This window comes from Burkholderia seminalis (genome assembly GCF_001718535.1).
In the GTDB taxonomy this organism is placed as follows: Bacteria; Pseudomonadota; Gammaproteobacteria; order Burkholderiales; family Burkholderiaceae; genus Burkholderia; species Burkholderia seminalis.
The window spans coordinates 540,654-567,415 of sequence record NZ_CP013398.1 but is presented as its reverse complement, the minus strand read 5'-3'; the positions used below and the strand labels follow the sequence as shown (position 1 = coordinate 567,415).

Sequence of the window (26,762 nt, the reverse complement as noted above, 5' to 3'; positions counted from 1 at the left end):
CCGCGCATGCGCCCGGCGACCAAATAAAAAAAGGCCCCGCGAAGACTGCGGGGCCTTTCGGCTACGAAGCCCGTGGGTGCCTGACTTAGGCAGCCGCCGGGACGACGATGACCAGATGCTTCTTGTCCGCGCCCTTCGTCGCGAACTTGACGTGACCGTCGACCAGCGCGAACAGGGTGTGATCCTTGCCCATGCCGACGTTCTCGCCTGCGTGCATGCGCGTACCGCGCTGACGCACGATGATGCCGCCGGCATTGATTGCCTGGCCGCCGTACACTTTCACGCCGAGACGCTTCGACTCGGAGTCGCGGCCGTTCCGGGAAGAGCCGCCTGCCTTTTTGTGTGCCATCTGATTGCTCCTTTACCGAGGCGCTTACGCGTTGATCGCGTCGATGCGCAGCTCAGTGTAGTTCTGGCGGTGGCCGCCGTGCTTTTGGTAGTGCTTCCGGCGACGCATCTTGAAGATGGTGACCTTGGCATGACGACCGTGCGACACAACGGTGGCCTTGACGGAAGCCCCACTGACCAGCGGCGCACCGAACTTAATCGATTCGCCTTCGCCCACTGCGAGAACCTGGTCGAGCGTGATTTCAGCGTCAATGTCAGCCGGTATCTGTTCTACTTTGAGTTTTTCGCCAACGGCAACCTTGTACTGCTTGCCGCCGGTTTTTATGACCGCGTACATTGAGAACCTCACTCTGGATCCAATTTTTCCGCACACCACGCGCGGAAAACACGTGATTATACATGGGGTTAGCACCGAAGTCAAAACCGATCGACGATTGCCGCGCACAAGCCCCGGCCGAACGGCCAAAATCACGGCTGCGGCACGTCTGACAGACCGGGATTTCGCGGATTCGACTTATAATCCGCCGCATCACCCAATTCCATCATCATGTCGTCGTCCACCGCCTCCCCCACCCTCAGCGCCGCCCACCTGCTCGCTCCGATCACCAGCGACATGGAGCAGGTAAATCGCGTTATCCGGCAAAGCCTCGCGTCCGACGTGCTGCTGATCAACCAGATCGCCGAGTACATCATCGGGGCGGGCGGCAAGCGGCTGCGTCCGGCGTTGCTGCTGCTCGTCGCCGGCGCGCTCGGCGAAACGTCGCATCAGCGGCACGTGCTGGCCGCCGTCGTCGAGTTCATCCACACGGCCACGCTGCTGCATGACGACGTCGTCGACGAATCCGAGCTGCGCCGCGGCCGCCAGACCGCCAATGCGCTGTTCGGCAACGCGGCGAGCGTGCTGGTAGGCGATTACCTCTACTCGCGCTCGTTCGAGATGATGGTCGGCGTCGGCAAGATGCGCGTGATGGAGATCCTGTCCGAAGCGACGACGATCATTTCCGAAGGCGAGGTGCTGCAGCTCCTCAACATGCACGACGCGGACGTCGACGAAACGCGCTACATGCAGGTGATCCGCTACAAGACGGCCAAGCTGTTCGAGGCGTCGGCCCGCCTGGGCGCCGTGCTCGCGGGCGCCGATGCGCCGACCGAGGCCGCCGCCGCCGAATACGGGCGCCGCATCGGTACCGCGTTCCAGATCATGGACGACTGGCTCGACTACGCAGGCACCGTCGAGGCCATGGGCAAGAACGCCGGCGACGACCTGCGCGAAGGCAAGCCGACGCTGCCGCTCATCTATCTGATCGAACGCGGCACGCCCGAGCAGTCGGCACTGGCGCGCGAAGCGATCGAACAGGGCGGCACCGATCGTTTCGACACGATCTTCGACGCGATCACGCGCTCCGGCGCACTCGATCACACGCTCGAATGCGCGCGTCAGGAAGCGCAGGCCGCAGCCGCCGCGATCGCCGCGTTCCCCGATTCGATCTACAAGGAGAGCCTGCTCGCGCTGTGCTCGTATTCGACGTCGCGACAGTCGTAAGCCGATCGCGTGCGTCGCCGCCACGGCTGCGACGACGCACCGTCGACACGGGAAATTCACCTGTCCCGAAAATTTTCTTCTCCAAGGCCTTCCCTTTTTAAAGAAACGTCGTTATAGTTATGTTCTTGCTCGACGACGCAGCGGTCTTGAAGAAGACGGCGAAATCGGAAGAGTCCAAATCGGGGTGTAGCTTAGCCTGGTAGAGCGCTACGTTCGGGACGTAGAGGCCGGAGGTTCGAATCCTCTCACCCCGACCAGATTTGTAAAAAACCGTGCACCGTGTGCACGGTTTTTTTTTGCCCGGCCGCCTCAGGCCCCATGTGTCGCGCACGACACATCGCGATCGCCGGCCTCTGCTATATTCCCTCCATCCCTGTCCTTCACTGCCCATCCGACGCGTGGACCAAATTCCCTTATGGGCGCAAATCGGCGCCGTCTTCCTGCTTCTCCTCTGTTCCAGCTTCTTTTCGATTTCCGAGACCGCGATGATGGCGCTCAACCGCCATCGGCTGAAGCATCTCGCCGGCCAGGGCGCGCTCGGCGCGAAAACCACGCAAGGCCTGCTCACGCGCACTGACCTGCTGCTCAGCGTGATCCTGATCGGCAACAACCTGTTCAACACGATCATCCCGGTCCTGACGACGTCGCTCGCGCTGCATACGTTCGGCCGCAACAACCTCGCGCTGTCGATCGCGACCGGCATCGTCGCGTTCCTGATCATCGTGTTCGCGGAAATCGCACCGAAGATCGTCGGCGCGACCTTCCCCGAACGCATCGCCCTGCCCGCGAGCCTCGTGATCGCGCCGCTGATGCGCGTGTTCAAGCCGGTCGTCTGGTTCGTCAACGCGCTCGCGAACGGCGTGCTGTGGGCGCTGCGCATCAACACGAAGAAGGGTCGCGACCAGCGGATGTCGGCCGACGAGCTGCGCGCCATCGTGCTCGAGTCGAGCAGCTTCATGCCGACCAAGCACCGCAGCATCCTGCTCAACCTGTTCGACCTCGAGAACATCACGGTCGATGACGTGATGGTGCCGCGCCGCCAGATCGAGTCGCTCAACTTCTACGCGCCGCTCGACGACGTCCTGCACCAGCTCGAAACCTGCTATCACAACCGGCTCGTCGTCTACGAAGGCGACATCGACAAGGTGCTCGGCGTGCTGCACGTGCGCAAGACGCTGACCGCGCTCCACAATCAGGAGTTCGACCGCGAGACGCTGCGCACGCTGCTCGCCGAGCCGTACTACGTGCCGTCGGGCACGCCGGTGGTCCAGCAGCTCCAGTTCTTCCAGGAAACGCGGCAACGCACCGCGCTCGTCGTCAACGAGTACGGCGAGCTCGAAGGGCTCGTCACGCCCGAAGACATCATCGAGGAACTGATCGGCGAATTCACGACGTCGATGCCGCGCAGCGAACGCGCGGGCGGCTGGGACGAGAACGGCGAATGCATCGTGTCGGCCAGCATGCCGCTGCGCGAACTGAACCGCTGGCTGCACCTGAAGCTGCCGACCGACGGTCCGAAGACGCTGAACGGACTGGTGCTCGAAATCCTCGAGGAAATTCCGGAAGACGACGTGTGCCTGAAGATCGGCGACGTGATGCTCGAGGTGATGCGCAGCGACGATCAGGCCGTGCGCACCGTCAAGCTCTTCAAGCCGCGCGGCGCGCGCACCGCACGCGCCGCCACCCGCTAGCCGAACGGCCGACTGCCGGCACCGCCCGCGACGCGCGACCATCTGCAGGTCACGGTCAACAGGCGGCCAGCGTGCCGGCTCACATGCCTTTTCCTCCTTCCGGGGCGCCGCTGCGCATGCAGCCGCCGCCCGCCCGCTCCGCCGCGCCGCCTGCCGCCGTGCCTCACGCACTCGACGCGGCCCAGCTCGACGATGCGCCGGCCGTGCGGCTGCTGACGGACACGCTGCACGCGGCACGCGTGCGCGATGCATCCGACATCCACGTCGAGCCGTTCGAAACCGGCTGGCGCATCCGCCTGCGTATCGACGGCGTGCTGCACGACCACGCGCGGCCGCCCGCGCACCTGCGCGACGCGCTCGTCACGCGAATCAAGGTGCTCGCGCGCATGGACATCGCCGAGCGGCGACTTCCGCAGGACGGCAGGCTACGCATCGCGATCGACGGCGGCACGCGCGGCGACTATCGCGTCAGCTCGCTGCCGACGCTGTTCGGCGAAAAGCTCGTGCTGCGGCGCCTCGACACGCTGCCGCCCGATCTCACGCTCGCCCGTCTCGGCTTCGACGCGCAGCAGGCCGCCGCGATGGAGGCCGCGATACGCGCGCCGCATGGCCTCGTGCTCGTCACCGGCCCGACCGGCAGCGGCAAGACGCTATCGCTCTACTGCGCGCTGCAGATGCTCGATCGCGACGCGCACAACGTCTGCACGGTCGAGGATCCCGCCGAGATCCAGCTCGACGGGATCAACCAGGTCGGTGTCGCCGAAAAGGCCGGGCTCACGTTCGCGACGGCGCTGCGTGCGCTGTTGCGGCAGGATCCGGACATCATCATGGTCGGCGAGATACGCGATGCCGAAACGGCCGACGTCGCGATCAAGGCCGCGCAGACCGGCCATCTCGTACTGTCGACGCTGCACACGAACGACGCGCCGGCCGCCATCGCCCGCATGCTCGATATCGGCGTCGCGCCGTACAACCTCGCGGCCGCGCTGCAGCTCGTCACCGCGCAGCGCCTCGTCCGGCGCCTGTGCGTCGCATGCCGTGTCCCGTCGGACGCACCGGCGCGCGGGCTGCGGGAAGCCGGCTGCGACCCGGCGGCGCTGGCGGCCGGATGGCGGCCGTTCGTCGCGCGCGGCTGCGCCGCCTGTCACGGGATCGGCTATCGCGGCCGCATCGGGCTGCATCAGACGATGCCGGTCTCGCCGGAACTCGCGGAGCGCATCGTCGCGCGCGCAAGCGTCGGGGCGCTCGCGCAATGCGCGGCAGCCGAAGGCGTGCGCAACCTGCGCGATGCCGCATTCGCACGCGTGCGGGACGGCACGACGAGCCTCGCGGAAGCCGTCGCCGCCACCCCCGCCGTATGAGCACGCCCACGCCGCCGCGCGAAACCCGCTTCGCGTGGCGCGGCCGCCGTCGCGACGGCACACCGCACCGCGGAACCGTCGTCGCCTTCGACGCCGCAGCCGCGCGCGCCACGCTCGCACGCGACGGCATCGCGGTGTTGTCGCTCGACGTCCGCGGGCCGGCCCGACCGCCGACGGCCGGCGCGCGGGAGATCACGCGTTTCACGCGCCAGCTCGCGAGCCTGTTGCAGGCCGGGCTGCCGATCGCACCGTCGCTCGAGATGCTCGCGCGTACACGGTCGCGCGACGGCGTGCCGCGCATCGCCGCGGGCCTCGCCCGCGAGATCGTCGGCGGGCGGCGCTTCGCCGACGCGCTCGCGCGCTATCCGTCGCAGTTCGGCACGCTGTACCGTCAGTTGATCGAAGTCGGCGAAGCGTCCGGCTCGCTCGGGATCGTGCTGACGCGCGTCGCCGAACACCGCGAGCGCGCCGATACGCAATGGCGCAAACTGCGGGCCGCCCTCGCGTATCCGGCCGCCGTCATCCTGTTCGCGCTCGCGATCTCGGCCGCGCTGATGGTGTGGGTCGTGCCGACGTTCCGGCAGATCTTCGACGGTTTCGGCGCAGCCCTGCCCGCGCCGACCCGCGTGCTGCTCGCGCTGTCTTCCGCATTGTCGGCGTGGGGCGGCGCGCTCGTGGCCGGCGCCGCGGCAGCGGCACTCGCCGCGCATCGCGCGCTTCGGCGGTCCGCACCGTTGCGCCATGCGGTCGCGCGCCGCCTGCTGCGGGCGCCGCTCGCGGGCAGCGCGCTCGAGCGATACGCGGCCGCACGCTGGTGCCGTTCGCTTGCAACGCTGCTCGGCGCCGGCGTGCCGCTCGCCGACGCCTTCGCCACCCTCGAGCGCACGGCCGGCCATCCGGTGTTCGCGCACGCCACCGCGCACGTCGCGGCACGCGTGTTGCGCGGCGCGCGCCTCGCCGATGCGATGCGCTCGGCCGGCTGCTTTCCGGACGACGTCGTCCAGCCGATCGCCGTCGCGGAGGAAACCGGTGCGCTCGACACGATGCTCGCCGACATCGCGGCGCTCTGCGAACGCCAGCTCGACGCGCGTCTCGATGCGCTCGCGGCGCTCGGCGAACCGCTGATCGTGATCGTCCTGGGCGCACTCGTCGGCGGCCTCGTGATCGCGATGTACCTGCCCATCCTTCAGCTCGGCAACGTGGTGTAGCATCGCAACCGATTCTGTCGCCTTTTAAGTCCGAACCTTGAGCCTCATGACGCCCGCGCCCCTGTCCGCCGTTTCCGAATCGCCCGAGAGCACGCTGCTCGTGCTGGCGATGCTGCCGCCCGCGCTGCAGTACGCGTTCGCGGTCGTCATCGGCCTGTGCGTCGGCAGCTTCCTGAACGTGGTCGTGCACCGGCTGCCCGTGATGATGCAGCGCGCGTGGCAGGCCGAGATCGACGAAGCGACCGGCAACGCCGGCGCCGCGCCCGACGACGGTTATCCGCCGCGCTACGACCTGTGGCGCCCGCGCAGCGCCTGCCCGCATTGCGGCCACGTGCTGCGCGCATGGGAGAACATCCCGCTCGTCAGCTATCTGATGCTGCGAGGGCGCTGCCGCCGCTGCGGCCATGCGATCGGCATCGGTTATCCCCTCGTCGAGCTCGCGTGCGCGCTGCTCGCTGCCGGCTCGCTCGCCGCGTTCGGTCCGACCGTCGCCGCGCTCGCCGCATTCGCACTGTGCGCCGCGCTGCTCGCGATGAGCGCGATCGACATCCGCACCGGCTACCTGCCCGACTCGATGACGCTGCCGCTGCTCTGGGCCGGGCTCGTGCTGAATCTCGGCGGCACGTTCACGTCGCTGCGCTCGGCCGTGATCGGCGCGATGGCCGGCTATCTGTTCCTGTGGTCCATCTACTGGCTGTTCAAATGGCTGCGCGGCATCGAGGGCATCGGCTTCGGCGACCTGAAGCTGCTTGCCGCGCTCGGCGCGTGGATGGGCTGGGCCGCGCTGCCGCAGGTCGTGCTGTTCGCCGCCGTGACGGGCGCGATCGTCGGGCTCGTCGCGACCTGGCGCGGCCGCATGCGCTTCGAGGAGCCGATTCCGTTCGGCCCGTTCCTCGCGGCCGGCGGTGCCGCGACGCTGTTTTTCGGCACGCCGTTCTATTTCGCGCTCGGAGGCTGACATGTACGCAGTAGGACTCACGGGCGGCATCGGCAGCGGCAAGACGACCGTCGCCGACCTGTTCGGCGCCCGCGGCGCGTCGCTCGTCGATACCGATCTGATCGCCCACCGCATCACCGCCCCCGGCGGCCTCGCGATGCCCGCGATCGAACAGGCGTTCGGCCACGACTACGTTGCCGCCGACGGCTCGCTCGATCGCGCGAAGATGCGCACGCTGATCTTCAGCGACGACGATGCGCGCCGGCGCCTCGAAGCGATCACGCATCCGCTGATCCGCGCGGAAACCGATCGCGAAGCACGCGACGCGCAGGGCCCGTACGTGATGTTCGTCGTGCCGCTGCTCGTCGAGTCGGGCAACTGGAAGGCGCGCAGCGATCGCGTGCTCGTCGTCGATTGCCCGGTCGAAACGCAGATTGCGCGCGTGATGCGGCGCAACGGCTTCACACGCGAGCAGGTCGAAGCGATCATCGCGCGACAGGCGTCACGCGAAGCCCGCCTCGCGGCGGCCGACGACGTGATCGTCAACGACGCGGTGACGCCCGATGCACTCGCCGCGCAGGTCGATGCACTGCACCAACGTTATGTCGCGTTCGCGGCCGCCGCGCACTGAGCATCGCGCACGATCGTGATGGTGTACGAAATTGGCGCGTTGCTAGGGTAGAGAGTGAGCATTAGAATGTCCTGCATTGTTTCCATCCCTACCCAAGAGGCGAGCGCGCTTGATTCTTTACGAGTATCCGTTCAACGAGCGAATTCGCACGCTGTTGCGCCTCGAAGATCTGTTCGAGCGCTTCGCGTTCTTTTTGGCTCAGGAGGACCCGCGTGAACACCACGTCGCGCTGACGACGCTGTTCGAAATCGCCGAGGTAACGGGCCGCGCGGACCTGAAATCGGATCTGATGAAGGAGCTCGAACGTCAACGCCAGACGCTCGCCCCCTTTCGCGGCAATCCGGGCATCGAGCAGAACGCGCTCGAAGCCGTGCTCGGCGAAATCGAGCAGACGCTGGCCAATCTCGCGCAGATGCAGGGCAAGACCGGCCAGCACCTCGTGGACAACGAATGGCTCGCCAGCATCCGCAGCCGTGCGGTGATTCCCGGCGGCACGTGCAAGTTCGACCTGCCGTCGTACTACGCGTGGCAGCAATGGCCCGCCGAGCAACGGCGCCAGGACATCGCGAAATGGATTCTGCCGATGCTGCCGCTGCGCGACGCCGCGTCGATCGTGCTGCGGCTCGCGCGCGAATCGGGTCAGGCGTCGAAGGTCATGGCGATGCAGGGCAGCTACCAACAGATGCTGTCGGGCCGCACCTACCAGCTGATGCAGGTCCGCGTGCCGCCGGAGCTGCGCGTCATTCCCGAAGCGAGCGCCAACAAATACATGCTGTGGGTACGGTTCACCATGCAGGACGGCGATGTGCGGCCGCGCGCGGTGGATATCGACGTGCCGTTCCATCTGACACTGTGCAATCTGTAACGGCCGTGTGCCGGATCGCTTTCGTATGACTACCGTTGTGAAATGCCCGTCGTGCGGCGCCGCAGTGCGCTGGACGCCTGAAAATCAGTTCCGCCCGTTCTGTTCGGCCCGCTGCAAGCAACTCGACCTCGGGGCCTGGGCCGCGGAAAAGTACCGGATCGGCGGGTCTTCCGACGAGGGCCCCTCGTCGGAAGAAGACGGCACGGACGACCGTCGCGATAGCTGAGACAGCCGAGCGGCACCGCCCGTCGGCGATATGGCCCGCCTTTCCGGCAGGCCGCCACGGCGTCAGTTCGACGCCGCCTCCTTCTCGAGCAATTCGAGCACCGGCAGCGCCGCCGGCAGCAGCGGCGCAACGGCGACCGGCAGTTTCTGCCAGACGAACGCCTGCCCTTCCTTGCTGTGCGGCTCGCCCGTCCAGCCCGTCACCTTGCAGAAATAGAGCCGCACGTACGCATGCGGATAATCGTGCTCGAGCGTGTGCCAGCGATGGCTGGCCGTGACCTCGATGCCGAGCTCCTCGTGCAGTTCGCGCGCGAGCGCGTCCTCGACGCTTTCGCCGGCCTCCAGCTTGCCGCCCGGAAACTCCCAGTACCCTTCATACGGCTTGCCCTGCAGGCGTTGCGCGAGCAGGTAGCTGCCGTCCGGCTGAACCATCACGCCGACCGCGACTTCCGTCACCTTGCGGCCGTCCGGTGCGCGCACGGCGCCTTGTGCGAGATCCGCGCTCATGCCTGCTCCTTGCGGCCCGACCAGTCACGCGCGAACTGCCACGCGACGCGCCCCGACCGCGAACCGCGCTCGAGCGCCCACACGAGCGCGTCGCCGCGCGCGGACTCGATCTCCGCATCCGGGCAGCCGAAGTGGCGCAGCCAGTGCCCGACGATGTCGAGATAATCGTCCTGCTTGAACGGATAGAAGCTGACCCACAGGCCGAAGCGCTCCGACAGCGAGATCTTCTCCTCGACGACTTCGCCGGGGTGAATCTCGCCATCCGGGAGATGCTTGTACGACTCGTTGTCGCTCATGTACTCGGGCAGCAGATGGCGGCGGTTCGACGTCGCGTAGATCAGCACGTTGTCCGACTGCGCGGCGATCGAGCCGTCGAGCGCGACCTTCAGCGCCTTGTAGCCCGATTCGCCCTCCTCGAACGACAGGTCGTCGCAGAACACGATGAACCGCTCCGGACGCTGCGAGATCAGGTCGACGATGTCGCCGAGATCGTGCAGGTCGTCCTTGTCGACTTCGATCAGGCGCAGCCCGTCGTTCGCGTACGCGTTCAGGCATGCCTTGATCAGCGACGACTTGCCGGTACCGCGCGCGCCGGTCAGCAGCACGTTGTTGGCCGGCTTCTTCTGCACGAACTGCCGCGTGTTCTGCTCGATCAACCCTTTCTGGCGATCGATGTTGTGCAGGTCGGCGAGCGTGATCGACGACACGGCCGGCACCGGCTGCAGGTAGCCGCGCCCCTGGCGCTTGCGCCAGCGGAATGCGTGGGCGGCGTTCCAGTCGACGGCCGCCGGCGCGGGCGGCAGGATCCCCTCGAGGCGGCCAAGCAGCGCTTCGGCGCGGGTCAGAAACTGTTCAAGCTTGTCCATGGCGTTCGAACGCCCCCGATCAGGAGCGGTAATCCGCGTTGATGCTCACGTAATCGTGCGACAGGTCGCACGTCCAGACGGTGGCCTGCGCGTCGCCGCGGCCGAGCAGCACGCGAATCGTGATTTCGCTCTGCTTCATCACGCGCTGGCCGTCCTCTTCCTGGTAGGCCGGGTTGCGGCCGCCCGACTTCGCGACGAGCACGTCGTCGAGATAGAGGTCGATCTTGCCGACGTCGAGATCCGCGACGCCTGCATAGCCGATCGCCGCGAGAATCCGGCCGAGGTTGGGGTCGGATGCGTAGAAGGCCGTCTTCACGAGCGGCGAATGGCCGATCGCATAGGCGATCTGGCGGCATTCGGCGACGCTCTTGCCGCCTTCGACCTGCACCGTCATGAATTTCGTCGCGCCTTCGCCGTCGCGCACGATCAACTGCGACAGCACCTGCGCGACCTGCGTGACCGCGTCGCGCAGCGCTGCATAAGCCGGCGAATCGGTCGACGTGATGGCCGGCAGCGTGCTCTTGCCCGATGCGATCAGGATGAACGAGTCGTTCGTCGACGTGTCGCCGTCGATCGTGATGCAGTTGAACGAGCGGTCGGCGACTTCCTTCACGAGCGTGTCGAGCACCGGCTGCGCGACGTTCGCGTCGAATGCGAGGAAGCCGAGCATCGTCGCCATGTTCGGCTTGATCATGCCCGCGCCCTTGCTGATGCCCGTCAGCGTGACCGTGTGGCCGTCGATCGTCACCTGGCGCGACGTGGCCTTCGGCAGCGTGTCGGTCGTCATGATCGCCTGCGCGGCATCGAACCAGTTCGCGGCCTTGCGGTTCGCGAGCGCGGCCGGCAGCCCGGCCTTCAGGCGGTCGATCGGCAGCGGCTCGAGGATCACGCCGGTCGAGAACGGCAGCACCTGCGCCGGCTCGATACCCGCGAGGCGCGCGAGTTCCGTGCAGGTTTCGCGCGCGTTCGCAAGGCCCGGCTCGCCGGTACCGGCGTTGGCATTGCCCGTATTCACGACGAGCGCGCGAATGCCCGCACCGCCCGCGCGCACCTTCGCCAGATGCTCGCGGCAGACGATGACCGGCGCGGCGCAGAAGCGGTTTTCGGTGAACACGCCCGCGACCGTTGCGCCTTCGTCGACGGAGATGACCAGCACGTCCTTGCGATTCGGCTTGCGGATATTCGCTTCCGCCCAGCCGAGCGTGACGCCGGCGACGGGATGCAGTTGGGCGGGATCGATCGACGGAAAATTGACAGCCATGGGGCACACCTGCCGGATGGAAAATGCCGGCATACGCCGGCATCGATTGGAAGAACCGGCGGCCGCACGCGCGGGCCGCCGCAACTCACATCAGTCACGCGAAGCTGGATCGAAGCGGCACGCGTGACGCGCGCCGCCGCCGATCATGACAGCTTCCCGTGACACTGCTTGTACTTCTTGCCGCTGCCGCACGGGCACGGGTCGTTGCGGCCGACCTTCGGCATCTCGCCGCCGGGGCCGCTGTGCGTCATCGCGCTGCCGACCATGTCGGCCGTCGCCGTGGCGGCCGCGGCAGCCGTGACGTTCGCCACCGGCGCACCGGCGTCCGCGTAGTCGGCGTGCTGGTACTCGACGTTCTCGAGATGACCGGCGCGTTCCTCGATCTGCTCGGCGGCTTCCTCGAGCTGCTCCGGCGACTGGATCTGCACGTTCATCACGACACGCGTGACTTCCTGCTTGATCGCCTCGAGCATCGCGGCGAACAGTTCGAACGCCTCGCGCTTGTATTCCTGCTTCGGGTTCTTCTGCGCATAGCCGCGCAGGTGGATGCCCTGGCGCAGGTGGTCGAGCGCCGCGAGGTGTTCGCGCCACAGGCGGTCGACCGTCTGCAGCATCACCGAGCGCTCGAACGCGCTGAACGATTCGCGGCCGACCATCGCGACCTTGCTCTCGTACTGCTCGTCGGCGGCCGTCATCACGGCATCGAGAATTTCCTCGGCCGTGATCGACGACGACTCGTTCACCATTTCCTGAATCGCGAGGTCGAGCTGCCAGTCGTTGCGCAGCGCTTCCTCGAGCTCGGGCACGTCCCACTGCTCTTCGATGCTGCCTTCCGGCACGAACTGGCGGACGACTTCGGTGATCACGCCATGACGCATCGCGGTGATCGTCTCGGTGATGTCGTGCGCTTCGAGCAGCTCGTTGCGCTGCTGGTAGATCACCTTGCGCTGGTCGTTCGACACGTCGTCGTATTCGAGCAGCTGCTTGCGGATGTCGAAGTTGCGCGCTTCGACCTTGCGCTGCGCGGATTCGATCGAGCGCGTGACGATGCCGGCCTCGATCGCCTCGCCTTCCGGCATCTTCAGGCGATCCATGATCGAGCGCACGCGGTCGCCCGCGAAGATGCGCAGCAGCGGATCGTCGAGCGACAGGTAGAAGCGCGACGAGCCCGGATCGCCCTGGCGGCCCGCACGGCCGCGCAGCTGGTTGTCGATCCGGCGGGATTCGTGGCGCTCGGTGCCGATGATGTGCAGGCCGCCCGCCGCCTTCACCTGCTCGTGCAGCGTTTCCCACTCGTCGTGCAGCTGCTGGATGCGGCGCGCCTTTTCGTCGGCCGGGATCGCGTCGTCGGCCTCGATGAACGCGGCCTGCTTCTCGGCATTGCCGCCGAGCACGATGTCGGTACCGCGGCCGGCCATGTTGGTCGCGATCGTCACGCGGTTCGGCCGGCCGGCTTCCGCGACGATCGCGGCTTCACGCTCGTGCTGCTTCGCGTTCAGCACTTCGTGCGGCAACCCGGCCTGCTTCAGCAGATGCGACAGCAACTCGGAGTTCTCGATCGACGTCGTGCCGACCAGCACCGGCTGGCCGCGCTCGTAGCAGTCGCGGATGTCGCGGATCACCGCGTCGTAGCGCTCCTTGGCCGTCTTGTAGATCTGGTCCTGTTTGTCGATCCGCTTCGGCGGACGGTTGGTCGGGATCACGACCGTTTCGAGACCGTAGATCTCGTTGAATTCGTACGCTTCGGTGTCCGCGGTACCGGTCATGCCGGCCAGCTTCGCGTACATCCGGAAGTAGTTCTGGAACGTAATCGACGCGAGCGTCTGGTTCTCGCTCTGGATCTTTACGTGCTCCTTGGCCTCGACCGCCTGATGCAGGCCGTCGGACCAGCGGCGGCCGGCCATCAGGCGGCCCGTGAATTCGTCGACGATGACCACTTCGCCGTTCTGCACGACGTAGTGCTGATCCTTGTGGAACAGCGTGTGCGCGCGCAGCGCCGCGTACACGTGGTGCATCAGCGTGATGTTCTGCGGCGCGTACAGGCTCTCGCCCTCGCCGATCAGGCCCCATTCGGCGAGCAGGCGCTCGGCCTTCTCGTGGCCCGACTCCGTCAGGAACACCTGGCGCGCCTTCTCGTCGAGCGTGTAGTCGCCCGGCTTCTCGACGCCCGTGCCGTCGGCCTTCTCTTCGCCAATCTGGCGCTCGAGCAGCGGCGGCAGCGCATTCATCCGCACGTACAGCTCGGTGTGATCCTCGGCCTGGCCCGAAATGATCAGCGGCGTGCGCGCCTCGTCGATCAGGATCGAGTCCACTTCGTCGACAACCGCAAAGTTCAGCGCCCGCTGCACGCGCGCATCGGTCTCGTAGACCATGTTGTCGCGCAGGTAGTCGAAGCCGAACTCGTTGTTCGTGCCGTACGTGATGTCCGCGGCGTACGCCTGCTGCTTCTGGTCGTGCTCCATGCCGGACAGGTTGATGCCGACCGACAGACCGAGGAAGTTGTAGAGGCGCGCCATCCATTCGGCGTCGCGCTGCGCGAGGTAGTCGTTGACGGTCACGACGTGCACGCCGCGGCCGGCGAGCGCATTCAGGTACACGGGCAGCGTCGCGACGAGCGTCTTGCCCTCGCCGGTGCGCATTTCCGCGATCTTGCCGTAGTGGAGCACCATGCCGCCGATCATCTGCACGTCGAAGTGCCGCATCTTCAGCACGCGACGGCTGGCCTCGCGACAGACCGCGAACGCCTCGGGCAGCAGCTTGTCGAGCGACTCGCCGGCCGCGACACGCTGGCGGAATTCGTCCGTCTTGCCGCGCAACTGGTCGTCCGTCAGCTTCTCGATCTGCGTTTCGAGCGCATTGATCGTCGCGACGGTCTTTTGGTATTGCTTGACGAGCCGCTGGTTGCGGCTGCCAAAAATTTTCTGGAGAAAACCGGTTGTCATCGGATCGGATCCTGCGTCGCAGCACCGGCGCCCGGCGCGTGTTGCGCGCCCCGGCGCCCGAGCCTCGGCGGCTTAGCGAATTAGTGGACTCAAACGTCGAATTTTAGCACGCGGGGAAGCGCACGCCTGTCTCTCGGCGGGACGGGCGCCGCACGCCGACGGCCGGGCCGGCGGGGCGAAAGCCGCCCGGGCATGGGCCGGCGCGGGTACAATCGGCGGCAACGTCCGCGCGCGTGCGCGCCCGAAGAATGCCTCGATGAACCGATTTTCCAAGCGTTTCGGCCCGCTCGCCGCCTATCGCCCGCAACCCGTGTCGGAAGTGCTCGGCCGCACCGACGCGTTCGCGGCGCTGCGCGCCGGCGTCGAGCAGATCGCGTCGCTGCAGCGCGATCTCGCCGCGCTCCTGCCCGACTACCTCGCGAATCACATCGAACCGGGCTTCATCAAGGACGGCACCCTGACCCTCTTTGCCGCGCACAATGCGCTGGCTGCCCGGTTGCGGCAGGTCGAGCCGCGGCTGCTCGGCGATCTGCAGAAGCGCGGCTGGCCCGTGACGACGCTGCGCGTGCGCGTGCGGCCGAAGGACGCGCCGGAGCCGCCGCACGTGAAGCAGGCGCGGATGACCTCGGTCGGCGCCGCCGCCCTGCGCGATCTCGCCGATCATCTCGAACCGTCCCCGCTGCAGGCCGCGCTTGCCCGCATGGCGGCCCGGCACGGCGCCAAGTCGCGCTGACGGCGCATTTGGCCGGCAGCGGCCGGCCAACAAAAAAGCGGCCCGAAGGCCGCTTTTTTATCGCTTGCGCAACGCGCCGGTTACGCAAAGGCCGTCTGCGCGTCGAACGCGAAGCCCTTCGGCGCAGCCTGCGGATCGTCGAACGTCACGATCTCGTACGCGTCTTCGTGCGCGAGCAGCTCGCGCAGCAACGCGTTGTTCAGGCCATGACCCGACTTGTACGCGGTGTACGACGCCAGCAGCGGGTGACCGATCACGTACAGGTCGCCGATCGCGTCGAGCATCTTGTGCTTCACGAATTCGTCGTCGTAGCGCAGCCCGTCGTTGTTCAGGATGCGGTACTCGTCGAGCACGATCGCGTTGTCCATGCTGCCACCGCGCGCCAGGCCGATCTCGCGCAGCATCTCGGCTTCGTGCGCGAAGCCGAAGGTGCGCGCACGCGCGATCTCGCGCACGTACGACGTGGTGGCGAAATCGACTTCGAGCTCCTGGCCCGTCTTGTCGACGGCCGGGTGACGAAAATCGATCGAGAACTTCAGCTTGAAGCCGAAATACGGGTCGAGACGCGCGAACTTGTCGCCATCGCGGATTTCGACCGGCTTCTTCACCTTGATGAAGCGTTTCGGCGCGTTCTGCTCCTCGATGCCGGCGGACTGGATCAGGAACACGAACGTTGCCGCGCTGCCGTCCATGATCGGGATTTCCTCGGCCGTCACGTCGACATACAGATTGTCGATGCCGAGCCCCGCGCACGCCGACATCAGATGCTCGACGGTCGACACGCGCACGCCATCCTTCTGGAGCACCGACGCGAGCCGCGTGTCGCCGATCGACATCGCCGAGGCGGGAATGTCGACGGGCGTGGGCAGGTCGACGCGTGAAAAGACGATGCCCGTGCCGGGCGCGGCGGGACGGAGCGTCAACTCGATCTTGCGACCCGAGTGGACACCGATACCGACGGTCTTCACGATGGACTTGATGGTGCGCTGCTTCAACATGGTGTTCTTCGTCTTGATTGAAGATATCAATCAGGAGTTATATTCGATAGGCGGGATTATAGCGTAATTCCCTATTCAACGCTGTTTGCAACTGCGTATCAATCTGTTTCGACAGTTTACCCGTGCCGATACGGGACGGGCCGATGCCCGGAACGGAGGCGTTTCCGGTCATCAGCCCGTGTTACAACTGCCCTGAGGCCGGTGAGCAGCGTTGCCGGCAGGCAACGGCGCACCGCACGATCAGGACGTCAACGTCGCGAGAACACTCGCCGCATCGCTCACTTCGAATTTGCCCGGCGCCTCGACGGCCAGCGTCTTGACCACACCGCCGTCAATCACCATCGCGTAGCGCAGGGAACGAATCCCCATGCCACGCGCGGACAAATCCTGCGTCAGCCCCAGCGCAAGAGTGAAAGCCGCGCTGCCGTCCGCCATCATGCGCACCTTGCCCGCGGTGTGCAGATCACGTCCCCATGCGCCCATCACGAATGCGTCGTTGACGGACACGCACCAGATCTCGTCGATACCCGCCGCGCGCAATTGCTCGGCGTGTTCGACGTAGCCCGGTACATGCTGCGCCGAGCAGGTCGGCGTGAACGCGCCCGGCAATCCGAAGATCACCACCCGCTTCCCCGCAACCTGGTCGCGCACGCTGTAGGCGTTCGGCCCCAGCGTGCACCCTTCGCGCGCGTCGTCGATGAACTCGAACAACTGCGCGTCGGGCAGCGCGTCGCCCACTTGAATCATGGCTGGTCCCTCATAGCGATACGGTTTTTCAGCGTGTTGCGGACAGCACGGTCCATCCCGCCCCGCCTGAGCGAAGAGGGCACGTTTCCCGGCCCGGCGTCGCAGCCGACGCGGCCTGTCCTGGTCCGTAGCATCCGTCACGCCGGCGATACCGCGGCGGTTTCGCCGCGGCTTCGCCTGTGTTTGCGTCAGTCAGCCTGCTTGCGCAGGAAAGCCGGGATGTCGTACGTGTCGACACCCTTCTCCTGCAGCGCCTGCACGTGCGATGCCGCGGTTTCGCGCGAATTGCGCCACACTGCCGGCGTATCCAGCGCGCCGTAGTCCGCCGTGCTGACGTGATGAGCCGGTGCATAACCGTGCGACACCGCGCTGACCGGCTGGTTGTCCGTACCCGTGCGCAGCAGCGTCATCGGTGCCGACTGCTGCTTCTTCGCCGCACGGCCCAGACCCGTTGCCACGACCGTCACGCGCAGCGCATCGCCCATCGCGTCGTCGTACACCGCACCGAAGATCACCGTCGCATCTTCCGCCGCGTAGCTCTTGATCGTGTTCATCACTTCGCGGGTTTCCGACAGGCGCAGCGAACGGCTCGACGTGATGTTGACCAGCACGCCGCGCGCGCCCGACAGATCGACGCCTTCGAGCAGCGGGCTCGCCACGGCCTGTTCCGCCGCGAGGCGTGCGCGATCGACGCCGGCAACCGTCGCCGTGCCCATCATCGCCTTGCCCTGCTCGCCCATCACCGTCTTCACGTCTTCGAAGTCGACGTTCACGAGGCCATCGACGTTGATGATTTCAGCGATGCCGGCGACCGCGTTGTTCAACACGTCGTCCGCGCACTGGAAGCACTTGTCCATCTCGGCGTCGTCGCCCATCACGTCGAACAGCTTGTCGTTCAGAACGACGATCAGCGAGTCGACGTGATCCTCCAGTTGCTGCGAACCTGCTTCCGCGACGCGCATGCGCTTGCCGCCTTCGAACTCGAACGGCTTGCTGACGACGCCAACCGTCAGGATGCCCATCTCCTTCGCGATCTGCGCGACCACCGGTGCCGCGCCCGTGCCCGTGCCGCCACCCATGCCGGCGGTGATGAACACCATGTGCGCGCCGCGCAGTGCGTCGGCGATGCGCTCACGCGCTTCTTCCGCTGCCGCGCGGCCCATTTCCGGCTTCGCGCCGGCGCCGAGGCCCGTGTTGCCGAGCTGGATCACCGACGATGCGCGCGAACGCGACAGCGCCTGGGCGTCCGTGTTCATCACGATGAAGTCGACGCCCTGCACGCCGCGGTTGATCATGTGCTGGACGGCATTGCCGCCAGCGCCGCCAACGCCGACCACCTTGATGATGGTGCCGTTGGTCTCGGTTTCCAGCATTTCGAATTCCATGTTGCCTCCGTCAAGAGAAAAACTGCTAATCGGCCGTTATTCGGCAGGAGATCGGGCAACCTCCTGTCGCGCGCCAGCCGCCGGCACCAGCGCGAATTTCGATTCGGTTCGTCAAAAGTTGCTCAGGAACCATTCCTTCATCCGCGAGAACACCTGCCCCGCGTTGCCGGACTGCACGGCGACCTTGCGGCCGCGCATGCGCTGAGCACTGCCTTCGACCAGCAGCCCCATCGCCGTCGAGTAGCGCGGATTGCGCACGACGTCGGAGAGGCCGCCTGCATATTCCGGCGCGCCGATGCGCACCGGTTTCAGGAAAATGTCTTCGCCGAGCTCGACCATGCCGGGCATCATCGACGCACCGCCGGTAATGACCACGCCGGAGCTCAACAGTTCTTCGTAACCCGATTCGCGCACGACCTGCTGCACGAGCGAGAACAGTTCCTCGACGCGCGGCTCGATCACGGCCGCGAGCGCCTGGCGCGACAGCGTGCGCGGGCCGCGTTCGCCGAGGCCCGGCACTTCGACCATTTCGTCCGGATCGGCGAGCGCCTGCTTCGCGATTCCGTAGCCGACCTTGATGTCTTCCGCATCCGGCGTCGGCGTGCGCAGCGCCATCGCGATGTCGCTCGTGATCTGGTCGCCGGCGATCGGAATCACCGCGGTGTGACGGATCGCGCCTTCGGCGAAGATCGCGATGTCCGTCGTGCCGCCGCCGATGTCGACCAGCACCACGCCGAGATCCTTCTCGTCTTCCGTCAGCACCGCCAGCGACGACGCGAGCGGCTGCAGGATCAGGTCGTTCACTTCCAGCCCACAGCGGCGCACGCACTTGACGATGTTCTGCGCGGCGCTCACCGCGCCCGTCACGATGTGCACCTTCACTTCCAGCCGGATACCGCTCATCCCGATCGGCTCGCGCACGTCTTCCTGGCCGTCGATGATGAATTCCTGCGTGAGGATGTGCAGCACCTGCTGGTCGGTCGGGATGTTGATCGCCTTCGCGGTCTCAATCACGCGCGCGACGTCCGTCTGCGTGACTTCCTTGTCCTTGATCGCGACCATCCCGCTCGAGTTGAAGCTGCGGATGTGGCTGCCCGCGATCCCCGTGAACACGTTGGTGATCTTGCAGTCGGCCATCAGCTCCGCCTCCTCGAGCGCGCGCTGGATCGACTGCACGGTGGCCTCGATGTTGACCACCACACCTTTCTTCAGACCCTTCGACTCGCTCTGGCCGAGACCGATCACCTCGTAGTGACCCTCGCCCTTCAGCTCGGCGACGATGGCCACCACCTTCGACGTGCCGATGTCGAGGGAAACCAGCAGATCCTTGTAGTCTTTGCTCATAAAGTGCTCTTGCGTGTGATCTCTCGTTACTTCTTGCGCTTGTCGGTATCGGTCAGGAACCGCATGCCTGCCGCGCGAATCGCGAATCCGTTCGGATAGCGCAGGTCCGCGTACTCGATGTCGTTGCCCCAACGCTCCGTGACGGCCGGCCAGGCCGCGACCAGGCGCTGGCTCCGGTCATGCAACGTGTCGCTGTTGCGTTCCTTGCCCAGCTCGACCTGCATGCCGTTCGACAGCTTCACCGTCCACGCGTACCGCGCCGACAGCGTCACTTCTTCCGGCGCCGCCTTCAGCGGCGCAAACCATTTCCCGAAGTCGCGGTACCGCGTAACGACTTCCTTCGCACTGCCTTCCGGGCCGTCGAACGCCGGCAGTTCCTGCTCCAGCTCGCCCTGGTTCGCGGTGAACAGCTCGCCGTCGACGCTCACCAGCTGGTCGCTGCCCCAGGTCCCGAGCGGTTTGTACTCCTCCAGCGTGACAGCCAGCGCATTCGGCCACACCCGGCGCACGCTCGCATGGCGCACCCACGGCATCTGCTCGAACGCGGCGCGCGCCGCATCGAGATCGACCGTGAAGAAATTGCCCTTCAGCCGGCCGACCACGCCCGCGCGCACCGTCGGCGAGTTGATGTGCTCGGTATCGCCGTCGATCCGGATTTCCCGCAGCGCGAACGTCGGGCGCTGGATCAGCCAGTAGCAACCGGCCGCCGCCAACACGAGCAGCAGCAGCGCGTACAGCGCGCTGGCGGCAAGGTTGAGTTGGCGAACGTTGTTCCACATACGTCGTTCCGTTCCTGCGTCAGTCGTTGAGCGTGAGCGACAGCACCTTCACGACCAGCTCCGAATAGCTGATGCCGACCGCGCGCGCCGCCTTCGGCGGCAGCGAGTGGTCGGTCATCCCGGGGGCCGTGTTCACTTCCAGGAAATACGCATTGCCGGCCGCGTCGAGCATGAAATCCGCGCGGCCCCAGTCGGTACAGCCGAGCACGTCGAACGCGCGGCGCGCGATGCGCTTCAGTTCCGCCTCCTGTTCGGCCGGCAGGCCGCACGGGATCAGGTACTGCGTGTCGTCGGCGACGTACTTCGCGTGGTAGTCGTAGAACTCGCCCGCCGGCACGATCTTGATCAGCGGCAGGTCGAGATCACCGGCGATGCACGCGGTGTATTCGCCGCCGCCCTCGATGCTCTTCTCGACGATCACGATCTTGTCGTGCGTGGCGGCCTCTTCCAGCGCGGCCGGCAACGCGTCGGCCGTCTTCACCTTCAGCACCGCGACGCTCGAGCCTTCGCTCGCCGGCTTCACGAACAGCGGCAGGCCGAGCTTCGCGACGATGTCGGCCGCGCGCGCGGCCAGATCGTCGCCGCGCATCACCGTCTCGAACGGCGGCGTCGGCACGCCCGTCTGCTGCCATACGAGCTTCGTGCGGAACTTGTCGAGGCCGAGCGCCGACCCGAGCACGCCGCTGCCCGTGTAGCGAATGCCGTAGAAATCGAGCGCGCCCTGGATCTGGCCGTTCTCGCCGTAGCCGCCGTGCAGCGCGTTGAACGCGCGCACGAAACCTTCGTCCTTCAGCGCCGACAGCGGCCGCTCGGCCGGGTCGAACGGATGCGCATCGACGCCCGCGTCGCGCAGGCCCTGCAGCACGAGGCGGCCCGAGGTGAGCGACACCTCGCGCTCGGCGGATTCCCCGCCGAACAACACCGCCACCTTGCCGAAACGTTTCGGATCGGTTCCGCTCATGCCAGCCTCCGCCGGGCCGCCCCAAGCAGGCTGACCGCCCTCGCGGGGGGCGCCTTGCACGGGACCGGAGTAAGCGCTAAAGCGCCAACTCCGGTCGACAGCGAACGAAGTGAGCGTGGGGGTCGTTTCATGTCATGCCTTCTGTTGAATGTGTTGCACGAGCTTCGCCGGCACGCCGCCGATCGAGCCCGCGCCCATCGTGATCACCACGTCGCCGTTCTGAGCGACCTTCGCCAATGCATCCGGCACGTCGTCGACCGTCGCGACGAACACCGGGTCAACCTTCCCGACCGCGCGCAGCGCGCGCGACAGCGCGTCGCCGTTGGCCGTCGGGATCGCGGCCTCGCCGGCCGCGTAGACTTCCGTCAGCACCAGCGCGTCGACCGTCGACAGCACGTTGACGAAATCGTCGAAGCAGTCGCGCGTGCGCGTGTAGCGGTGCGGCTGGAACGCCAGCACGAGGCGGCGGCCCGGGAACGCGCCGCGCGCGGCCGCGATCGTCGCGGCCATCTCGACCGGGTGATGACCGTAGTCGTCGATCAGCGTGTACTGGCCGCCGTCGGCGGTCGGCACCTCGCCGTAGCGCTGGAAGCGCCGGCCGACACCGTTGAATTCCGTCAGCGCCTGCTGGATCGCGTCGTCCGCCACGCCGAGATCGGTCGCGATCGCGATCGCCGCGAGCGCGTTCTGCACGTTGTGCAGGCCCGGCAGGTTCAGCACGATCGCGAGCGGCGCGCGCCCTTCGCGGATCACCGTGAAGTGCATCCGGCCGTCGCGCGCGTCGATGTCTTCCGCGCGCACCTGTGCGTCCGGCGACAGGCCGTAGCGCACGACCGGCTTCGAGATGAACGGGATGATCTGCCGCACGTTCGGATCGTCGACGCACACGACCGCGCTGCCGTAGAACGGCAGGCGTTGCGTGAATTCGATGAACGCCTGCTTGAGCCGCGCGAAATCGTGGCCGTAGGTGTCCATGTGGTCGGCGTCGATGTTCGTGATGACTTCGATCACCGGATACAGGTTCAGGAACGACGCGTCCGACTCGTCGGCCTCGGCGACGATGAAGTCGCCCGTGCCGAGCCGCGCGTTCGCGCCGGCGCTGATCAGCCGCCCGCCGATCACGAAGGTCGGGTCGAGCCCGCCCGCCGCGAGCACGCTCGCGACGAGGCTCGTCGTCGTGGTCTTGCCGTGCGTGCCGGCGATCGCGATGCCCTGCTTCAGGCGCATCAGCTCCGCGAGCATCACCGCACGCTGCACGATCGGCACGCCCTGGCTGCGGGCGGCCAGCACTTCCGGGTTGTCCGAGCGCACGGCCGTCGACACGACGACCGCGTTCGCGCCCGCGATGTTCGCCGCGTCGTGGCCGATCGCGATCCGTGCGCCGAGCGCCTGGAGGCGATCGGTCACCGCGTTGCGCGAGAGATCCGAGCCGCTGACCTCGTAGCCGAGGTTGACGAGCACTTCGGCGATGCCGCTCATGCCCGCGCCGCCGATCCCGACGAAATGAATGTGTTTGACGATGTGTTTCATAGTGTTTCCAGGTGCGCGCCGGCCGCCTTCGCGCACACGCGCGCGACTTCGTCGGTAGCCTCGGGCTTCGCCAGCGAGCGCGAACGTTCCGCCATGTCCGCGAGCGATGCCCGCGACTGGCCGCGCAGCCAGTCGGCGAGCAGTTCCGCCGACAGGTCGCGTTGTTGCACCAGCACCGCCGCGCCCGCATCGGCGAGGAACGCGGCATTGGTCGTCTGGTGATCGTCGACCGCGTACGGGAACGGCACGAACAGCGCCGCCACGCCCACCGCCGCGATCTCCGACACCGTCATCGCGCCCGACCGGCAGATCACCAGATCCGCCGCCGCGTACGCGGCCGCCATGTCGTCGATGAACGGCACGAGCCGCACGTCCTCGCCGGCCGCGAAACCGGCCGCTTCGTAATTCGCCTTCAATGCGTCGATGTGCTTCACGCCGGCCTGGTGCACGACGCGCGGGCGTTCGCCCGGCGTCAGCAGCGCCAGCGCGCGCGGCACGACTTCGTTCAGCGCGGCCGCCCCGAGGCTGCCGCCGACGACCAGCACGTTCAGCGGACCGCTGCGCGACGCATAGCGTGCTTTGGGCGGTTCCGTGTGCGCAAGTTCCGCGCGAATCGGGTTGCCGGTCCATTCCGCGTGCGGCAGTGCGCCGGGGAACGCGACGAGCACGCGCTTCGCGAGTTTCGCGAGCACCTTGTTCGTCAGGCCCGCGATCGAATTCTGTTCATGCAGCACGAGCGGACGCCCCGACAGCGCGGTCATCACACCCGCCGGGAACGTGATGTAGCCGCCCATCCCGAGCACGACGTCCGGCCGCACGCGGCGCAGCGCGCCGAGGCTCTGCCAGCACGCGCGCAACAGGTTGACCGGCAGCGTCAGCTTGGTCTTCAGGCCCTTGCCGCGCAGCCCGCCGAACCGCACGTATTCCATCGGAATGCCGTGCTTCGGCACGAGCGTCGCTTCCATCCCGGCCGGATTGCCGAGCCACACGACGCGCCAGCCCGCCGCTTCCATCCGGTGCGCGACCGCGAGCCCCGGGAACACGTGGCCCCCGGTGCCGCCTGCCATCACCATCAGCGTGCGTTGCGACGCGGTCATACCTTCCCTCCGCGCATCAGCACCCGGTTTTCGTAGTCGACCCGCAGCAGCACCGCCAGCGCGACGCAGTTCAGCAGGATGCCCGAGCCGCCGTAGCTCACCAGCGGCAGCGTCAGGCCCTTGGTCGGCAGCAGCCCGAGGTTCACGCCCATGTTGATGAACGTCTGCGCGCCGAACCAGATGCCGATACCTTTTGCCATCAGGCCCGCGAACGTGCGGTCGAGCGCGAGCGCCTGGCGGCCGATCTCGAACGCGCGGCGCACGATCCAGTAGAACAGCAGGATCACGACCAGCACGCCGACGAAGCCGAGTTCCTCGCCGATCACCGCGAGGATGAAGTCGGTGTGCGCTTCCGGCAGGTAGTTCAGTTTCTCGACGCTGCCGCCGAGGCCGACGCCAAGCCATTCGCCGCGGCCGAATGCGATCAGCGAGTGCGTGAGCTGGTAAGCCTTGCCCTGTGCGTAGCGCTCGTCCCACGGATCGAGATACGCGAAGATCCGCTCGCGACGCCACGGCGACAGCCACACCAGCATCGTGAACGTGCCGACCGCCGTTGCGACGAGGCCGCCGAACAGCTTGCCGTTCACGCCGCCGAGGAACAGCACGCCCATCGCGATCGCGGCGACCACCATGAACGCGCCCATGTCCGGCTCGAGCAGCAGCAGCGCACCGACCAGGCCGACCGCGAACGCCATCGGCAGGAAGCCCTTCGCGAAGCTCTGCATGTATTCCTGCTTGCGCACCGTGTAGTTCGCCGCGTAGATCGTCACCGCGAGCTTCATGATTTCCGACGGCTGCATGTTCGTGATGCCGAGCGGAATCCAGCGGCGCGCCCCGTTCACGCCCTTGCCGACGTGCGGGATCAGCACGATCACGAGGCCGACGAGCGCGATCAGGAAGAGATGCGGCGCGTACTTGTCCCATGTCGAGACGGGCACGCGGAACGCGATCACCGCCGCGACGAACGCGACGCCGAGCGAAATGCAGTGGCGCATCAGGAACGCGTAATCGTGATACGACGCGTATTTCGGCGAATCAGGCATCGCGATCGACGCCGAATACACCATCACGACGCCGAGGCCGAGCAGCGCGATCGCGACCCACAACAGCGAGTAGTCGAAGTCGAGCATCCGCGAACGGCTCGGGCGCACGCCGTTGACGACGCTCGCGAGGCCGCCCGTTGCGGCGCGCGTGGCCGACGCGACGCGGCCGCCCGCGGCATTGCCGCCGGTGTCGCGCCGGTCGTTGAACCGGGAGACGAGGCGATCGGACCAGCTCATGGCGTCGCTCCTTTGTCGATGGCGATTTCGTCGACCGCCGCGCGGAACACATCCGCGCGATGGGCGTAGTTCCTGAACATGTCGAGGCTCGCGCATGCGGGCGACAGCAACACCGCGTCGCCCGGCTCCGCGAGATCGGCCGCCGCGTGCACCGCGCTTTCGAGCGTCGCGTGATCGGCGAGCGGCACGCCCGTTTCGGCGAGCGTGTCGCGGATTGCCGGCGCGTCGCGGCCGATCAGCATCACCGCGCGGCACCAGCGTGCGACCGGTGCGACCAGCGGTGCGAAATCCTGGCCCTTGCCGTCGCCGCCCGCGATCAGCACGATCTTCTGCGCGAGCCCGTCGAGCGCGGCGACCGTCGCGCCGACGTTGGTGCCCTTGCTGTCGTCGACGTAGTCGACGTCGTCGATCGTCGCGATCACTTCGACGCGATGCGCTTCGCCGCGATATTCGCGCAGCGCGTGCAGCAGCGGCGCGGCCGGCAGGTCGATCGCGCGGGCGAGCGCGAATGCGGCCAGCGCGTTCGCCGCGTTGTGCAGCCCGCGGATGCGCAGCGCGTCGGCCGGCATCAGGCGCTTCTGCGCGATGTCGGGCGTATGCGCGGCGTCGCGCCTGCGCCGGCGGGTCGTCGTCACTTCATCCGGTGCGTCGCGATCGACGGCTTCCACCAGCCATGCAATGCCGTTGTCGCGCGACAGCCCGTAGTCGCCGTCCTGCACCGGCTCGTTCAGGCCGAACGTGACCGTGCGCGGCGCGTCGGCCGCGCCGGCTGCCGGCGCGAACTTCATCACGGCCGCATCGTCGCGGTTCAGCACGCGCGTCGTCGTCGCACCGAAGATCCGGCCCTTTGCCTGCGCATACGCGTCGAAGCCGCCGTGCCAGTCGAGGTGGTCCTGCGTGATGTTGAGGATCGCGGCGGCATCGGGTGCAAACGTGCGCGCGGTCTCGAGCTGGAAGCTCGACAGTTCGAGCACCCACACGTCGGGCAGCGCGGTTTCGTCGATCGCGTTCGCGAGCCGATCGAGCATCGCCGGGCTGATGTTGCCCGCGACGGCGACCTTCTTGCCCGCGCGCCGGCACAGCAGGCCCGCGAGGCTCGTCGTCGTGGTCTTGCCGTTGGTGCCGGTGATCGCGAGCACCTTCGGCTGGTAGCCGCTCGTGCCGAGCGCGCGCAATGCCTGCGCGAAGAATTCCAGCTCGCCCCACACCGCGATCCCGCGCTCGTGCGCGGCCGCGACCAGCGCCGCGAGTGCCGGTTCGAGCGGCGACAGCCCGGGGCTCAGCCCGACGATCTCGACGCCGCCGTCGAGCAGTGCGGGCGTGAATGCCCCGCCGACGAATTCCGCATCGATGCCTTCGGCCTGCAGCGCGGCAAGGTTCGGCGGCGCCTCGCGGGTATCGGCAATACGCAGCCGGCACCCGTGCCTCGCGCACCATCGCGCGATCGCGAGACCCGATTCACCGAGCCCCAGTACGAGCACCATCGGCCGTTGCCGATCTCCAAACATCTCGCCAGACATCCT

25 protein-coding genes and 1 tRNA gene are annotated in these 26,762 nt (G+C 67.1%); 10 read left to right on the top strand and 16 right to left on the bottom strand.

From position 1 onward, the window contains the following. Positions 1-85: 85 nt before the first annotated feature. Positions 86-349: a 50S ribosomal protein L27 gene (gene rpmA, locus WJ12_RS02545; RefSeq protein WP_006476999.1), complete on the bottom strand. Its 264-nt coding sequence runs from the start codon at positions 347-349 to the stop codon at positions 86-88. 24 nt (positions 350-373) lie between these two features. Continuing rightward, positions 374-685 (bottom strand): 50S ribosomal protein L21, encoded by a 312-nt coding sequence (gene rplU, locus WJ12_RS02540; protein ID WP_027783472.1) that lies wholly within the window; start codon positions 683-685, stop codon positions 374-376. Positions 686-895: 210 nt separating this feature from the next. On the opposite strand from rplU, the gene WJ12_RS02535 reads away from it, so the two are divergent. The 9 genes from WJ12_RS02535 (at position 896) to WJ12_RS34235 (ending at position 8,810) form a co-directional block, all read left to right on the top strand. Continuing rightward, a complete protein-coding gene (locus WJ12_RS02535; RefSeq protein ID WP_031398933.1) occupies positions 896-1,891 on the top strand; it encodes a polyprenyl synthetase family protein in 996 nt (331 codons plus the stop codon). 180 nt (positions 1,892-2,071) lie between these two features. Continuing rightward, positions 2,072-2,148 (top strand) — tRNA-Pro (locus WJ12_RS02530). A 141-nt stretch (positions 2,149-2,289) separates the two neighbouring features. Further along, positions 2,290-3,582 carry an HlyC/CorC family transporter gene (locus tag WJ12_RS02525; protein ID WP_175027950.1) on the top strand — a complete coding sequence of 431 codons (1,293 nt, stop codon included), beginning with the start codon at positions 2,290-2,292 and terminating at the stop codon, positions 3,580-3,582. A gap of 83 nt (positions 3,583-3,665) precedes the next feature. Beyond that, complete coding sequence (locus WJ12_RS02520; protein WP_049030432.1) at positions 3,666-4,943, top strand: GspE/PulE family protein; 1,278 nt, start codon at positions 3,666-3,668, stop codon at positions 4,941-4,943. Continuing rightward, positions 4,940-6,151 carry a type II secretion system F family protein gene (locus WJ12_RS02515; RefSeq protein ID WP_059558069.1) on the top strand — a complete coding sequence of 404 codons (1,212 nt, stop codon included), beginning with the start codon at positions 4,940-4,942 and terminating at the stop codon, positions 6,149-6,151. Before WJ12_RS02520 ends, WJ12_RS02515 begins: the two co-directional genes overlap by 4 nt. Before the next feature lie 46 nt (positions 6,152-6,197). Beyond that, positions 6,198-7,109 (top strand): prepilin peptidase, encoded by a 912-nt coding sequence (locus WJ12_RS02510; RefSeq protein ID WP_049034947.1) that lies wholly within the window; start codon positions 6,198-6,200, stop codon positions 7,107-7,109. Position 7,110: 1 nt separating this feature from the next. Further along, complete coding sequence (gene coaE / locus WJ12_RS02505; protein WP_059558070.1) at positions 7,111-7,719, top strand: dephospho-CoA kinase; 609 nt, start codon at positions 7,111-7,113, stop codon at positions 7,717-7,719. Positions 7,720-7,828: 109 nt separating this feature from the next. Continuing rightward, positions 7,829-8,584 carry a cell division protein ZapD gene (gene zapD / locus WJ12_RS02500; RefSeq protein WP_034186363.1) on the top strand — a complete coding sequence of 252 codons (756 nt, stop codon included), beginning with the start codon at positions 7,829-7,831 and terminating at the stop codon, positions 8,582-8,584. Between the two features lie 25 nt (positions 8,585-8,609). Continuing rightward, positions 8,610-8,810 carry a DNA gyrase inhibitor YacG gene (locus WJ12_RS34235; protein ID WP_080287726.1) on the top strand — a complete coding sequence of 67 codons (201 nt, stop codon included), beginning with the start codon at positions 8,610-8,612 and terminating at the stop codon, positions 8,808-8,810. A 62-nt stretch (positions 8,811-8,872) separates the two neighbouring features. On the opposite strand, the gene WJ12_RS02495 is transcribed toward WJ12_RS34235, so the two are convergent. From WJ12_RS02495 to secA, 4 genes are all read right to left on the bottom strand, one after another. Beyond that, positions 8,873-9,316, bottom strand: a complete 444-nt coding sequence (locus tag WJ12_RS02495) for an NUDIX domain-containing protein (protein WP_034186362.1) — start codon at positions 9,314-9,316, stop codon at positions 8,873-8,875. Further along, positions 9,313-10,182 carry an ATP-binding protein gene (locus WJ12_RS02490; protein WP_034186361.1) on the bottom strand — a complete coding sequence of 290 codons (870 nt, stop codon included), beginning with the start codon at positions 10,180-10,182 and terminating at the stop codon, positions 9,313-9,315. The genes WJ12_RS02495 and WJ12_RS02490 overlap by 4 nt, the downstream gene beginning before the upstream one ends. 19 nt (positions 10,183-10,201) lie before the next feature. Further along, a complete protein-coding gene (argJ, locus tag WJ12_RS02485; protein WP_034186360.1) occupies positions 10,202-11,443 on the bottom strand; it encodes a bifunctional glutamate N-acetyltransferase/amino-acid acetyltransferase ArgJ in 1,242 nt (413 codons plus the stop codon). A 143-nt stretch (positions 11,444-11,586) separates the two neighbouring features. After that, entirely contained in the window at positions 11,587-14,385 is a 2,799-nt protein-coding gene (gene secA / locus WJ12_RS02480) for a preprotein translocase subunit SecA (protein ID WP_034186359.1), read from the bottom strand. A gap of 256 nt (positions 14,386-14,641) precedes the next feature. On the opposite strand from secA, the gene WJ12_RS02475 reads away from it, so the two are divergent. Further along, positions 14,642-15,118 (top strand): DciA family protein, encoded by a 477-nt coding sequence (locus WJ12_RS02475; protein WP_034186358.1) that lies wholly within the window; start codon positions 14,642-14,644, stop codon positions 15,116-15,118. Between the two features lie 80 nt (positions 15,119-15,198). Here WJ12_RS02475 and lpxC read toward each other — a convergent pair whose 3' ends face one another. The 10 genes from lpxC to murD all read right to left on the bottom strand — a co-directional run bounded on the left by lpxC (position 15,199) and on the right by murD (position 26,747). After that, positions 15,199-16,116, bottom strand: a complete 918-nt coding sequence (gene lpxC, locus WJ12_RS02470) for a UDP-3-O-acyl-N-acetylglucosamine deacetylase (RefSeq protein WP_006487145.1) — start codon at positions 16,114-16,116, stop codon at positions 15,199-15,201. Positions 16,117-16,356: 240 nt separating this feature from the next. Further along, a complete protein-coding gene (locus tag WJ12_RS02465) occupies positions 16,357-16,863 on the bottom strand; it encodes a peroxiredoxin (protein ID WP_034186357.1) in 507 nt (168 codons plus the stop codon). A 188-nt stretch (positions 16,864-17,051) separates the two neighbouring features. Continuing rightward, complete coding sequence (gene ftsZ, locus WJ12_RS02460) at positions 17,052-18,248, bottom strand: cell division protein FtsZ (protein WP_021159911.1); 1,197 nt, start codon at positions 18,246-18,248, stop codon at positions 17,052-17,054. A gap of 111 nt (positions 18,249-18,359) precedes the next feature. Beyond that, positions 18,360-19,592 carry a cell division protein FtsA gene (gene ftsA, locus WJ12_RS02455; RefSeq protein ID WP_006487138.1) on the bottom strand — a complete coding sequence of 411 codons (1,233 nt, stop codon included), beginning with the start codon at positions 19,590-19,592 and terminating at the stop codon, positions 18,360-18,362. Positions 19,593-19,618: 26 nt separating this feature from the next. Then, positions 19,619-20,371 (bottom strand): cell division protein FtsQ/DivIB, encoded by a 753-nt coding sequence (locus WJ12_RS02450; RefSeq protein WP_034186356.1) that lies wholly within the window; start codon positions 20,369-20,371, stop codon positions 19,619-19,621. 19 nt (positions 20,372-20,390) lie between these two features. Continuing rightward, positions 20,391-21,332: a D-alanine--D-alanine ligase gene (locus tag WJ12_RS02445; RefSeq protein WP_069245535.1), complete on the bottom strand. Its 942-nt coding sequence runs from the start codon at positions 21,330-21,332 to the stop codon at positions 20,391-20,393. 132 nt (positions 21,333-21,464) lie between these two features. Beyond that, positions 21,465-22,862: a UDP-N-acetylmuramate--L-alanine ligase gene (murC, locus tag WJ12_RS02440; protein ID WP_069245534.1), complete on the bottom strand. Its 1,398-nt coding sequence runs from the start codon at positions 22,860-22,862 to the stop codon at positions 21,465-21,467. Continuing rightward, positions 22,859-23,959: an undecaprenyldiphospho-muramoylpentapeptide beta-N-acetylglucosaminyltransferase gene (gene murG / locus WJ12_RS02435; protein WP_049032744.1), complete on the bottom strand. Its 1,101-nt coding sequence runs from the start codon at positions 23,957-23,959 to the stop codon at positions 22,859-22,861. The genes murC and murG overlap by 4 nt, the downstream gene beginning before the upstream one ends. Beyond that, a complete protein-coding gene (gene ftsW, locus WJ12_RS02430; RefSeq protein WP_034186352.1) occupies positions 23,956-25,239 on the bottom strand; it encodes a putative lipid II flippase FtsW in 1,284 nt (427 codons plus the stop codon). The genes murG and ftsW overlap by 4 nt, the downstream gene beginning before the upstream one ends. Continuing rightward, the gene (murD, locus tag WJ12_RS02425; RefSeq protein WP_059558077.1) at positions 25,236-26,747 is read right to left on the bottom strand and encodes a UDP-N-acetylmuramoyl-L-alanine--D-glutamate ligase; all 1,512 of its coding nucleotides are present in this window, start codon (positions 26,745-26,747) and stop codon (positions 25,236-25,238) included. Before murD ends, ftsW begins: the two co-directional genes overlap by 4 nt. Between the last annotated feature and the right edge of the window lie 15 nt (positions 26,748-26,762).

Coding starts and splice junctions, on each gene's coding strand:
- rpmA (WP_006476999.1), bottom strand. CDS start 349: ATGGCACACAAAAAGGCAGGCGGCTCTTCCCGGAACGGCCGCGACTCC.
- secA (WP_034186359.1), bottom strand. CDS start 14,385: ATGACAACCGGTTTTCTCCAGAAAATTTTTGGCAGCCGCAACCAGCGG.
- ftsA (WP_006487138.1), bottom strand. CDS start 19,592: ATGAGCAAAGACTACAAGGATCTGCTGGTTTCCCTCGACATCGGCACG.
- WJ12_RS02450 (WP_034186356.1), bottom strand. CDS start 20,371: ATGTGGAACAACGTTCGCCAACTCAACCTTGCCGCCAGCGCGCTGTAC.
- WJ12_RS02490 (WP_034186361.1), bottom strand. CDS start 10,182: ATGGACAAGCTTGAACAGTTTCTGACCCGCGCCGAAGCGCTGCTTGGC.
- WJ12_RS02475 (WP_034186358.1), top strand. CDS start 14,642: ATGAACCGATTTTCCAAGCGTTTCGGCCCGCTCGCCGCCTATCGCCCG.
- WJ12_RS02535 (WP_031398933.1), top strand. CDS start 896: ATGTCGTCGTCCACCGCCTCCCCCACCCTCAGCGCCGCCCACCTGCTC.
- WJ12_RS34235 (WP_080287726.1), top strand. CDS start 8,610: ATGACTACCGTTGTGAAATGCCCGTCGTGCGGCGCCGCAGTGCGCTGG.
- WJ12_RS02465 (WP_034186357.1), bottom strand. CDS start 16,863: ATGATTCAAGTGGGCGACGCGCTGCCCGACGCGCAGTTGTTCGAGTTC.
- WJ12_RS02515 (WP_059558069.1), top strand. CDS start 4,940: ATGAGCACGCCCACGCCGCCGCGCGAAACCCGCTTCGCGTGGCGCGGC.
- murC (WP_069245534.1), bottom strand. CDS start 22,862: ATGAAACACATCGTCAAACACATTCATTTCGTCGGGATCGGCGGCGCG.
- murG (WP_049032744.1), bottom strand. CDS start 23,959: ATGACCGCGTCGCAACGCACGCTGATGGTGATGGCAGGCGGCACCGGG.
- ftsZ (WP_021159911.1), bottom strand. CDS start 18,248: ATGGAATTCGAAATGCTGGAAACCGAGACCAACGGCACCATCATCAAG.
- coaE (WP_059558070.1), top strand. CDS start 7,111: ATGTACGCAGTAGGACTCACGGGCGGCATCGGCAGCGGCAAGACGACC.
- WJ12_RS02510 (WP_049034947.1), top strand. CDS start 6,198: ATGACGCCCGCGCCCCTGTCCGCCGTTTCCGAATCGCCCGAGAGCACG.
- WJ12_RS02495 (WP_034186362.1), bottom strand. CDS start 9,316: ATGAGCGCGGATCTCGCACAAGGCGCCGTGCGCGCACCGGACGGCCGC.
- WJ12_RS02520 (WP_049030432.1), top strand. CDS start 3,666: ATGCCTTTTCCTCCTTCCGGGGCGCCGCTGCGCATGCAGCCGCCGCCC.
- murD (WP_059558077.1), bottom strand. CDS start 26,747: ATGTTTGGAGATCGGCAACGGCCGATGGTGCTCGTACTGGGGCTCGGT.
- argJ (WP_034186360.1), bottom strand. CDS start 11,443: ATGGCTGTCAATTTTCCGTCGATCGATCCCGCCCAACTGCATCCCGTC.
- ftsW (WP_034186352.1), bottom strand. CDS start 25,239: ATGAGCTGGTCCGATCGCCTCGTCTCCCGGTTCAACGACCGGCGCGAC.
- rplU (WP_027783472.1), bottom strand. CDS start 685: ATGTACGCGGTCATAAAAACCGGCGGCAAGCAGTACAAGGTTGCCGTT.
- WJ12_RS02445 (WP_069245535.1), bottom strand. CDS start 21,332: ATGAGCGGAACCGATCCGAAACGTTTCGGCAAGGTGGCGGTGTTGTTC.
- lpxC (WP_006487145.1), bottom strand. CDS start 16,116: ATGTTGAAGCAGCGCACCATCAAGTCCATCGTGAAGACCGTCGGTATC.